This is a genomic window from Candidatus Vicinibacter proximus, assembly GCA_016713905.1.
In the GTDB taxonomy this organism is placed as follows: domain Bacteria; phylum Bacteroidota; class Bacteroidia; order Chitinophagales; family Saprospiraceae; genus Vicinibacter; species Vicinibacter proximus.
In genome coordinates this window covers 586,624-597,575 of sequence record JADJOE010000001.1, presented here as the reverse complement: position 1 = coordinate 597,575, position 10,952 = coordinate 586,624, and the positions used below count along the sequence as shown (strand labels likewise).

The following is a 10,952-nucleotide window of genomic DNA, read 5'->3' as shown; positions in this document are numbered from 1 at the left end:
TCTTCATGTCGAATGATTTCAATAATGATTAAATTAAAATTCAAAAATGGCTCCTATGTAAATCCTCCTCGGTAAGGTATAAAAGTCAGGATTTAACAAAGCCCAATTGTAAGAATCAATAAAATACTGAAGGTTTTCCTGTCCATAAGTTTGGATGGCAGAATTAATATCATTTGCCCCCCTTCCGGAAGCCAAATATCCATCATCTGCTGCATCGGAAGAACCTCTATATAATCCTATTACATTTTTTGTATTCAACAAATTTTGCACCCTACAATAAACATTCAAAAACAAAGGATGCTTTGCATCCGATTTGGTTAGTTGAATATACTTATCAGCGCGGAAGTCAATGTTGAAATTCCAAGGGAGTCTGGCTCCATTAATAGATCCTCTATAACCTGAACCATCATATCTGACCACGTTCAAACCCGGTGAATATGGCCGTCCAGAAGCAGTAACCAAAAGTAGGTTAACCCCAGTATTGGCTAAGATATCAAGACCTCCTATTCTAGGACCGTTGTACTGTTTGCCAGAAGCATACCTGTAATCCGCACTAAATGAGAATCGATGTCTCTCATCATAATTAAAAGGGAATATATTTCTGATGTTGATACCTTTTCCTGTCAAGCCTTCTTGAGAGCGAGCATCTGATCCTGTTCCATCTGCAAATTGTAAAGTATACGCCGCGTTGAATTCAAAATTATTCACTCTACGTAAATCATAAGTGAAGTTGAATCCTTTTACGGTTCCAAAATCTAGATTTCTAAATGTATTATAGGTTCCTACTGTAGCAACTTTACTTAGCGTAGTAATCTGAATCATATCTCTCAACTCATTGTAATAAGCTGAAAACACCACAGAAGAGGAATTTGTAATTTTTTGTTGAAATCCAACCTCATAATCAACTTTCCTAGATGGCCTCAGATTTCCGTTTGCACTTGGCGTTCTACCATTTATATCCCAATAATAATATGATAAAGGAGATACAAAATTGTCAGATGTTGGTCTCTGAACCAAAATATCATAATGCGCAAAAAAGTTGGCATCATCAGAAATTGGAAAAGAGAATGCAATACGAGGCATCCAATTGATTTGTGGTTTGTAATCTTCAAAGGATTCATCAACTTTAAAATACTGACCACGAATGGTCCTGAGACTATCTGATGGTTGAATATATGCCGGATTCACAAGGTTGTTATCTCCGAATATAGCCAGGGAGTTATTAGCTGCAGTACCATTGGAAAAATACCACTGGTCACCATCCCGATAAGCTTTTACGTCAGGTGCTCCTGGTTCAACCAAGTAAACTTTGAAATCATCTCCAATGGTGGAAGGTTTTGTTGAGCCCTTCTGATCATGAAAGGATTTTGCACCAAGGATTCCATAAAGACTGTAAGGGTCCTTTAAGACTTTAGTGTTGGCATCATAGTAATCTACACGACCTCCAACTCTAAAAATAATATCCTTATAAGTAAATTTATCCTGAAGATAGCCTGCGGCATATATTGGAGAGAATGGAGCAACTGCAAATGACTGTCTTCCATTGGCGTCTCTCTTGAAGAAATCTTCAAACTTTACATTCGATTTTAGTTTATTGCCCAAATAATCAAAGCCATTGAAACCTAAAGCACTTTGCTCGGTCAACTCAGCTGCTGAGAACATGTCCAGAGTCAAGTCTGATGGTTTAAACCGATCCACGTCCGCATATAAATATTGTGATGAATCCAATGAAATGTTGGCAAATTGGAGTGCTCTGATGGATTTATAAAACTTAGATTCATCTTTGGGTGTAATTAAAGTTCTTTTAATTGGAACTTCAATGGAATCTCCTATTTGAGGGTTAAATATTTTAAAGTACCCAATTATTACATTACTATCTACCCCTGTGATGTGGTCATTTTGCAATAAGCGTGCATAACGCCATAGGTTGAATGGTATTACAGTGTAGTTTCTATTGATACTTTGTTCCAAAAGTATTCCAAACTGAATATTATGTCTACCTTTTTTTGAACCTCCGGGTAAAAAATCAAAACCGCTCGTAATTTGCGCAGAATAAAGGTCATTGTCAAACTTATTGTAACGGTTGTAAACACTTCCTACATTGGTGTGTATCCCACCCCAGGTATTGGAAAAAGCCGAACTTAGGTTTCCGTTAAATGCCGGATAAGACTGGATATTTCCGGTATCTGCTACTGGAATTTTATTGTAATTAGCAAACGCAGGGTTCACAGTTCCTGGCGTATAGTCTACCACCCGATCTATATAACCCACATGAATTAGATCTTGGTCAAAAATTGGCTGCCATTCACGTTGAAATTGACCCACGAAACCATAATCAAAGAAATTATCCTTGTGACGGAAATCCTGACTTAAACCTGTTCTATTTTGGTAACCCAATTGAATCGTATAATAAGCATTTTGTATGACAGAAATTTTTCTGTTCTGTTCCGCATTTGCTAGGGCCTCTGGTGACAAATCTGCCAATCTTCCAAGTCTGTGCCTGAATCTAAGATTAGCTCTATATGTATTGTTTTGGTTAGTAGGGTTGTTTACCCAATTAAGTAAGCGCCAATTACCTCCACCAATAATATCATCTCCTGGTACAAAACGATCTCGAACATCTGAATAAGTTCCGGAAAGTGTTAAATCAATATTCTGGCTTGGTTTTATATCCAGTTTTCCAGTAACATCATAGGCAGTATTCTCATCATTAAGATTATACTTCTTAAATTCTACATCATCCCCTTCTTTCAAAAAGAAGGCATTTGTAACAGGATTTCCTTTAAAAGAAATAACCGGATCTTTAGAAAGACGATCAATAGTACTTTCTTTCGCAAAATAGTCACCAAAAGCAGGAGGATCATCATCTTTCAATCTAGTATATTGACCGGACAATCGGAAACCAAGAATGGAGCGGTTGTTCTTTTTGTATATAGGACCACTTATGTTACCACTTAGAAACGTATATCCATAGGGATCCAGATAATTAGAAGTTTCTCCTTCAATAGATCCGGCAAATTCTGAAGATGGGCCTTTTGTTGTCAAGGCAATAATCCCACCGGTAACATCCCCGTATTGCGGTTCAAGTCCCCCTTTAATAACCGTTACTTGTTCAATATCAACGGCTGAGGGCGCTCTTCCTGTGATCCTAACCCCATCCAAAAAATAAACCGTTCCATCTGTTCGGGCTCCTCTGATCGATACATCTCCTCCATCCACACTGGATACTCCAGATACAGTAGAGGCAATGGCATTGATGTTACGTGTCCCAAGCGTTTTGATGTCTTCCGCAGTGATGGTTTGATCACTGGTGGTTTTGTCTGTTTCAATTATCGGAACTTTATAAGCTTTTACTTCAACTGCTTCTAACTGCACTCCGGAGGCAATGCTGAAGTCCAATTTGTTAACTTTTCCACTATTTATCTGTACCCTCTCTATTTTTTGGGTATTTCCAGCATAACTGGCCTCAACGTTATAGTTGCCGGGATCCAGAATTATGCTATAGTTTCCATCAAAATCGGTAATGGTCCCTTGGTAAAGGTCTTTACCTTTGAATACCTTAACTGCAGCATTGATAAGTGGTTCTCCTGTTTCTCTGTCTTTGACTGTTCCTTCAAGTTTTGTTTGGGCCATCAGGACCGGACCTAACGCGAAGAATGTCAGTAAAATGAATAGTAGTCTTAGCTTCATGTGGTTAGAAGTTGTTTTGTTTGTACAAAAAGTCTGCAATGTTAAGTATTTCTTAAGTTTTTTCAAAAGAACCCATTTTAAGAAGGGGTCCTGAAAATATAAGAAATACCCGCTTGAGTAAGCATCATTGGGGCATATCTTATTGTTAGATAATATTTTACGCATGGAGTAAAATTTTAAGTGTTAGTGAATTAATTTCCATCAAAAGTGAATTTTTATTAAATAAATGTGGGTTTTGTCAAACTATTTATGTCTTTCTTCCATAAGCCAAAACGTTAGTTGACTTAAAGTGCTGCCCCCATTCTTCTAATCTGACGAACTTTAACACTTACATCCTGAATTCTATACTGGCCATTTCCTTAGTATTGCCTCGGCAATTTTTAATTTTGATTCAAAGGTCCAACCAGCTATATGTGGCGTAAGAATTACATTTTTTAGAGCGTATAGGCTAGAGTACAATTTATCATCTTCATTATTAAACGTTGATGGTTTTTCGTTTTCAAAAACATCCAGACAGGCACCTAGAATTTTTCCAATCTGCAGGGCTTCTACTATATCCTTGGTTTGTACAACCGCTCCCCTTGAAGTATTGATTAAATAAAACGGGCGTTTCATTGAATCAATAAATTTTTTATTTATAAGGTGCTTTGTTGTTGGATTTAAATCAACATGTAGACTGATTACAGAACATTCCAGTAATTCATCCATATTCTTAGCAATCTCAATCTTCTCATTTTCAAATGAAAGCATTTTATTTGGGTCATAAACTATTATTCGACAGTCAAATGGTTGGAGTAACTTTATGAAAGCCTGACCAGTATGTCCACCACCAAAAATACCAAAATGCATAGATCCTATTTCAAATCCTCTATTTTGCTCTCTTTGCCAATTGAAATTCCTAAGCTCGGGGTCTGCGAGGAGAATGTTTCTGGCAAGTGCAAGAAAACTTGCCAATGCCATCTCAGCAACTGCCTGACAATTAGCTTCAGGTGTGTTAAAATAATGAATCCCCTTTTGACTAAGATATTGTGTATCCAGAGTGTCAAGTCCTGAGCCCAGCCTTCCTACACATTTGAGATGGATAGCCTTGTCAATTAATGTCTTATCCATTCTGATCTTTGTATTAATAACGATGCCTTCATACCTGTCAATTAAATTATGGACCATCTCCAATGTAATGTTTGGATGGTAATCGACAGAAAATCCTTTTTGTTTGAAACCACTGATCAAGTATGGATGTACTTCATCCGTAATCAGAATCTTCATATACATAACTTTACAGGAAGCAAGTTATGCATAAATCACCTGCATCCCTGGCAGGAAATAAAAATTAAAAGCCAAATCAAAAAAATTGGCTTTAATTGACTACTGGGGAGGAGGAATCGGTATGGACGGAGCAACTTCGGCTCCTGAACCTGCCATTATAGCAACAATTATGCACAAAGCAAATAGAATTGCAGCCAAGTACCAGGTAAGTTTCTCAATAAAATCAGCAGATCTTGCCGCGCCAAACATTTGATTAGCACTCTGCCCACCAAAGGTAGAATCAACCCCTCCTCCTTTTGGATTCTGGATCAATACGACTCCAATTAAAAGCACACAATCTATGGCTATCAGTATGGTTATCAGCGTAATAAGCATGAATCAGGATTTTAGATTTTTTATAAGGACTGCAAAGGTAGCACTTTTATCGGGAAACTTGTGGGACAATTTTTCATACATTTTAATAGCCTCTTCTTTATGCCCTTGTCTATCAAGGAGTTGGGCCAAAGTTTCTGAAACTACTTCTTCTTTAAGGTGTTGACTTTCTTCAACAAGTTGTTGAATCCCATCCAATTTTTTTGGGCCTCTCTTTGCTTTTGTTTTAGGAACGGACTGCTTTTGAACTTTGATTTTTATTGAGTCTTTTGAATCCAACTGGCTCAACCAAGAATAAAAGCTATCTGTTGAATTTTCGGACAATTTTGAGGACTGTCCTTCAGCTTTCTTGTCCACTTTTACTTTCGCATCTTTTGATTTAATAAGTTTGCGGGCTGGCGTTTTCAGGCTTTTAGAAACCTTAATTTTAGGTATAATTATTTCGTCTTCGCCTAATAATTTTTTCTCATTTGGGTGGGTATCAGGTTTCGATGCTAATTCTAATATTGAATCAGTACGCATTTTCTGACCATCTGGTTTCGTTTCCAAATTAGTTACCGATACCTGGGTCACCTGGTTTGTTAAATCTTCTATAGGTTGTTCCACCCTAGTTGACACTGCTTTTTCTAACGTTTCACTTTTTTCAGATTCAATGCCAACATTTTCTATTGCACTTTTATTTTCAACAGATTGATCATTTATATTGGTAAAATTATTCCAATGTGTAGAGTGGTGATAAAGGGTATCCTCTAATCTATTATTGGTTGGATTTGATTTTGTTTGATCTAATTGATTGAAAAAAGTACCTGCCAAGGGATATCTCATTTTTAGGATTTCTAAATCCTGAAGGTCTTCTTTTTTAATAATTAATTCTTCCATAACCAAGTATTACCAATTGGAAAATGCTTTGTTGAAAATATCTTCAAGCAATAGTTTATTAATATTAGTTAAAAGTCTGTTTTCTTCCGTGTTTAAGTTTAAAGATGAATCAAAATCTTCAAATCTAGTGAAGTTGGCATTCCAATTTGACTTCTCATTCTTTACATTTTCACAAATGACTTCTAGTGTTACAGTGAGCCTGTTAATGGAGGTAAAGGAGCCTGCTATCGGAGCTTGAGAGCTAACAGAATATTGAGAAATCTTGATTTTGAAAATAATATCCGGATTGGCAGGATTAAAAACCAATCTTGATTCTCTACGAATTTTATTGTTTAGTGCTTCGGCAAAATCATTTGGATAATAACCTGGTGCTGATGCTGAGATGTCCTTTATGGGTTCAACATTGAAAAACTGAATTTCAGGATCTATGCTGGTTCCCTTAAAGGAATAACACCCAAAAATCATGCAACAAATTAGAAATATACATTTCTTCATATTTCTATAGAAAATTGCTTGATTTTACGATACAAAGTTCTTTCAGAAATGCCTAATTCATCAGCGGCATCCTTTCTCTTCCCATTAAACTTCTTAAGTGCTTTAAGGATCATGTCTTTTTCCATTTCATCTAAAGATAAATGTTCTTCTACCAGTTCCACATTTTCAAATTCTTCCTTATTCTTCTGAATAATTATTGGCCGATCTGCATGACTTGTGTTTGTATAAGCTGGCCAGGAAGAGGGTGGCGTATTTGGAATCATAGCCATTCCATTATCCATTGAAGGTGGCATTTCTAAATCATTAGCTTGCACCATTTGGACAAACATGGTCTTCAATTGATTCAAATCTTGCTTCATATCAAAAAGCAGTTTATACAAAATTTCACGTTCATGATACCCTGTACCATCACTTCCTTGTTCGTTACTCCCGATGGCAGGTAAATTGGTCTGGTGGATATCCGGAATGATCCTAAGGATATCATTTGGGCTTATATTCTTGCGATCAGAAAGAACAGATAATTGTTCCACAGCATTTCGTAGTTCCCTAATGTTACCGGGCCAGGCATAATTTTCTATCAATGCCTCTGAAGCATCTTCAAGTTCTATAGGACTGGTTCGGTATTTTTCAGCAAAGTCTTGTGCAAATTTCCTAAAGAAAATTAAGATATCCTCCCTTCTTTCTTTAAGTGAAGGAACCCTTATAGGCACGGTATTTAATCTGTAGTATAGATCTTCCCTAAATTTTCCACGGCGTACTTTTTCTAATAGGTTTACATTTGTTGCTGCTATCACTCTCACATTAGATTTGAGGGTTTTTGAAGAACCAACACGAATGAATTCTCCTGATTCTAATACCCTAAGTAAAAAGGCCTGTGTATCCTGAGGCATCTCGCCAATTTCATCCAGGAAAATAGTCCCTCCGTCAACAGTTTCAAAATACCCCTTACGATCAGAAGTAGCGCCTGTAAAAGATCCCTTTTCATGACCAAATAATTCAGAATTTATAGTTCCTGCTGGAATTGCTCCACAATTAACAGCTATAAACTGGTTATGTTTTCTGGGACTTAAGTTGTGAATAACTTTTGAAAAAACTTCCTTTCCTGTTCCGCTTTCTCCAAAGATCAAAACAGTGAGATCAGTTGTAGCTACACGTATGGCTGTGTCCAGTGCCTGATTCAGTTTGTCTGAACGGCCATAAATTCCATATCGTTGTTTTATTGCCTGAACACTTTCCATTATCATTCTAAACTATCTCACCATTAAGTGTGGCACTTGATGCTGATACAACTTTGACCAATACATAATCGCCGGATTTAAGTCCTGGCTTTTTAGGAAATATAATCATTTTATTTTGTGAATTCCTCCCCTTAAACATTTGATCCGAACGCTTTGAATCACCTTCAATGAGCACTTCGAAAACTTGTCCTATATCCCTTTGATTATGTCTGTAACTTATTTGATTCTGGAGTCTGATAATTTCACTTAGCCTTTTCTTTTTTACTTCTAGTGAAACATCATCACTCAATTTTTTCGCAGCCGGTGTCCCTGGTCTTTCTGAATAATAAAACATGTAGGACATACTGTAATCAGACCATTCCATAATGGATAGGGTATCCAGATGATCGATTTCTGTTTCGGAACAAAACCCGGTAATCACATCAGATGAAACCGCACAATCTGGAATGATGCTTTTAATAGATGCAATCCGGTTCAGGTACCATTCACGATCATAGGTCCGGTTCATTAATTTGAGTATTCTGCTGGAACCGGATTGAACCGGCAGATGAATATATTTGCATATATTATTATACTTTGCCATAGTCAACAGAACTTCATCTGTTATGTCTTTCGGATGTGATGTAGAAAATCTTACCCTAAGTAAAGGATTTATCTCAGCAATCATTTGCAAGAGATTTGCAAAATTGACCATTTGTCCAGTCTCCGGGTTTTCCCACTTATAGCTATCGACATTCTGTCCTAACAAAGTTACCTCGCGGAATCCTTTTGAAAATAGGTCCTCAGCCTCCGCCATTATGGTAAAGGCATTCCTACTCCTTTCCCTTCCTCTGGTATAAGGCACTACGCAAAAGGAACACATATTGTCGCACCCTCTCATAATAGATATGAATGCAGTTATTCCATTACTTTCTAACCTTAAAGGGGCTATATCTGCATATGTTTCTTCTCTGGATAAAAATACATTTATCCCTTTATCCCCATCATAAGCTTGATTAACTAAACGGGGTAAATCGCGATAGGCGTCTGGCCCAACAACAATATCTACCAACTTTTCATCTTCAAGAAATTTGGACTTTAAGCGTTCTGCCATACAACCCAGAACCCCAATGAGCAAATCCGGCTTGCTTTTTTTAAGTTTGGCAAACTCCTTCAATCTTTTTTTTACAGTTTCTTCTGCTTTTTCTCTAATGGAACAAGTATTTAAAAGGATCAATTCAGCAAGCTGAAAATCCCTGGTAGATTTCATACCTTCTTCAGAGAGGATAGATGCCACAATTTCAGAATCACTAAAATTCATTTGGCAGCCATAACTCTCAATATAAAAATAACGAGTGGCAGTTTGGGCAGCTATATTGGGGAAATCCAAGATCTCTCCCTGGCGATTTTCCTCCATTAATGGGGCTTCATGAGTAGGAACTTGATGGTACGTCATTTGTAATAAAAAAAGAGGTCAAATATAGCTCATTTACGATGAAATGACAAATTGTCAGAAATTATTATGGGATTAAAATGAGATAAAAAAATACTTATATGATTAGAAATCAAACACTTATTTTAAATTTTAAGGGTTATCAAATTATGTGAAATGCCAAGATTCATAAGTTGGATGTCATAATGCTCCATCCAGATCATCTTAGAAATTAAATTTTGAAAATAATTTTGATACTTCTGTAAAATTGATGTCGGCAGGGAGTGAAAAAAAGTTATTTTTGAAGGGTTTTTGTGATGCAATTGAATCTCAAAAATAAAATAAAACATCTCAAATTAAATTATGTCAGAACCTGGAGACCCGAATCTTGATTTTAACAATACGGAAATTGCTTTTTCCTATAAATCAAATAAGGAACTTGTAAAAACTTATAGATTATTTCAACTCATGAATAATCCGACATTAGTCAAGCTTGGTTCTTTTTTTGGAAACCTGGCTGCAAGGATGCCTTTTGGGATTGGGGATCCCTTTATTAGGGAAACAATTTTTTTTCAGTTTTGCGGTGGTACCAACCTTTTTGAATGTCAGAAAGTTGTAGACCGTTTGAATTTCCGAAACACTCTGACCATTTTGGACTTTGGTGTGGAAGCAAAAGAAAAAGAAGAAGATTTTGAACACACTTTAGCAGAAAATATTAAAGCCATTGAATTTGCGTGTAGCAATCCTAATGTTCCTGTAATTTCAACAAAACTTACCGGCTATGTGCCAATTAGTGTTCTTGAAAAAATCCAATCCGGAGAAAGACTTAATGAAATAGAAAATGTTCAATTTCAAAGACTAGAGGACCGTTTTGCACAATTGTGTAAGAAAGCTTTTGAAATGGGTGTATCGATTTTTGTGGATGCAGAAGAAAGTTGGATCCAAGATCCAATTGATCAATTAGTTATGAAATATATGGCCATTTACAATAAGGAAAAGCCCATAATATATAATACTTACCAATTATACCGCAAAGACAGGCTTGAATTTTTAAAGGACAATTTCATTACTGCAAAAGAAAATAATTTTATTCTGGGTGTTAAAATTGTGCGCGGGGCTTATATGGAAAAGGAGCGGTTAAGAGCTCAGGAGAAAGGATATTCAGATCCAATCCAACCAGATAAATCCTCAACAGATCGTGATTATAATTATGCCCTAAGATTTTGCATTGAGAATTTTGAACTTATAAGTCTTTGTAATTCCAGTCACAATTGGGAGAGCAATCAGCTCCAAGTTGATTTAATGGCACAAAAACAAATTCCCCGGGATCATCCACACATGAATTTCTGTCAATTGTACGGAATGAGCGATAATCTTACATTCAACCTTTCTTCCCAAGGTTACAATGTAGCTAAATATGTCCCTTACGGACCTATAAGAGATGTCACCCCTTACCTGACCAGAAGGGCGCAGGAAAACACTAGTGTTACAGGAGACATGAGCAGGGAATTAAATTTACTTACTAGGGAAATGAAAAGAAGAGGATTGCTGAAGTAAGTGGATGATAAACCATAAATAAGATTTTAACAGTAATGAATTAA

Annotated in this window: 8 protein-coding genes; 1 reads left to right on the top strand and 7 read right to left on the bottom strand. The window is 36.5% G+C overall.

The window, feature by feature from the left end; all coding sequences use genetic code 11:
* Positions 1-33: 33 nt before the first annotated feature.
* From IPJ83_02475 to miaB, 7 genes are all read right to left on the bottom strand, one after another.
* Positions 34-3,756, bottom strand: coding sequence for a TonB-dependent receptor (locus tag IPJ83_02475; GenBank protein MBK7879414.1), 3,723 nt, complete (start codon positions 3,754-3,756; stop codon positions 34-36).
* Positions 3,757-4,032: 276 nt separating this feature from the next.
* Positions 4,033-4,956, bottom strand: a complete 924-nt coding sequence (locus tag IPJ83_02470; GenBank protein MBK7879413.1) for a hypothetical protein — start codon at positions 4,954-4,956, stop codon at positions 4,033-4,035.
* 99 nt (positions 4,957-5,055) lie between these two features.
* Entirely contained in the window at positions 5,056-5,331 is a 276-nt protein-coding gene (gene secG / locus IPJ83_02465; protein ID MBK7879412.1) for a preprotein translocase subunit SecG, read from the bottom strand.
* Between the two features lie 3 nt (positions 5,332-5,334).
* The gene (locus tag IPJ83_02460) at positions 5,335-6,207 is read right to left on the bottom strand and encodes a hypothetical protein (GenBank protein ID MBK7879411.1); all 873 of its coding nucleotides are present in this window, start codon (positions 6,205-6,207) and stop codon (positions 5,335-5,337) included.
* Positions 6,208-6,216: 9 nt separating this feature from the next.
* Positions 6,217-6,672 carry a hypothetical protein gene (locus tag IPJ83_02455; GenBank protein MBK7879410.1) on the bottom strand — a complete coding sequence of 152 codons (456 nt, stop codon included), beginning with the start codon at positions 6,670-6,672 and terminating at the stop codon, positions 6,217-6,219.
* 26 nt (positions 6,673-6,698) lie between these two features.
* On the bottom strand, positions 6,699-7,943 hold the full coding sequence (locus tag IPJ83_02450; protein ID MBK7879409.1) for a sigma-54-dependent Fis family transcriptional regulator: 1,245 nt from the start codon (positions 7,941-7,943) through the stop codon (positions 6,699-6,701).
* Between the two features lie 4 nt (positions 7,944-7,947).
* A complete protein-coding gene (gene miaB / locus IPJ83_02445; GenBank protein ID MBK7879408.1) occupies positions 7,948-9,336 on the bottom strand; it encodes a tRNA (N6-isopentenyl adenosine(37)-C2)-methylthiotransferase MiaB in 1,389 nt (462 codons plus the stop codon).
* Between the two features lie 378 nt (positions 9,337-9,714).
* Here miaB and IPJ83_02440 point away from each other — a divergent pair, with 378 nt between their 5' ends.
* On the top strand, positions 9,715-10,908 hold the full coding sequence (locus IPJ83_02440) for a proline dehydrogenase family protein (GenBank protein MBK7879407.1): 1,194 nt from the start codon (positions 9,715-9,717) through the stop codon (positions 10,906-10,908).
* Positions 10,909-10,952: the final 44 nt, after the last annotated feature.

What these genes read in the sequence shown, in the direction of transcription:
- IPJ83_02470 (MBK7879413.1), bottom strand. Translation starts at nt 4,956, where the DNA reads ATGAAGATTCTGATTACGGATGAAGTACATCCATACTTGATCAGTGGT.
- secG (MBK7879412.1), bottom strand. Translation starts at nt 5,331, where the DNA reads ATGCTTATTACGCTGATAACCATACTGATAGCCATAGATTGTGTGCTT.
- IPJ83_02460 (MBK7879411.1), bottom strand. Translation starts at nt 6,207, where the DNA reads ATGGAAGAATTAATTATTAAAAAAGAAGACCTTCAGGATTTAGAAATC.
- IPJ83_02455 (MBK7879410.1), bottom strand. Translation starts at nt 6,672, where the DNA reads ATGATTTTTGGGTGTTATTCCTTTAAGGGAACCAGCATAGATCCTGAA.
- miaB (MBK7879408.1), bottom strand. Translation starts at nt 9,336, where the DNA reads ATGGAGGAAAATCGCCAGGGAGAGATCTTGGATTTCCCCAATATAGCT.
- IPJ83_02440 (MBK7879407.1), top strand. Translation starts at nt 9,715, where the DNA reads ATGTCAGAACCTGGAGACCCGAATCTTGATTTTAACAATACGGAAATT.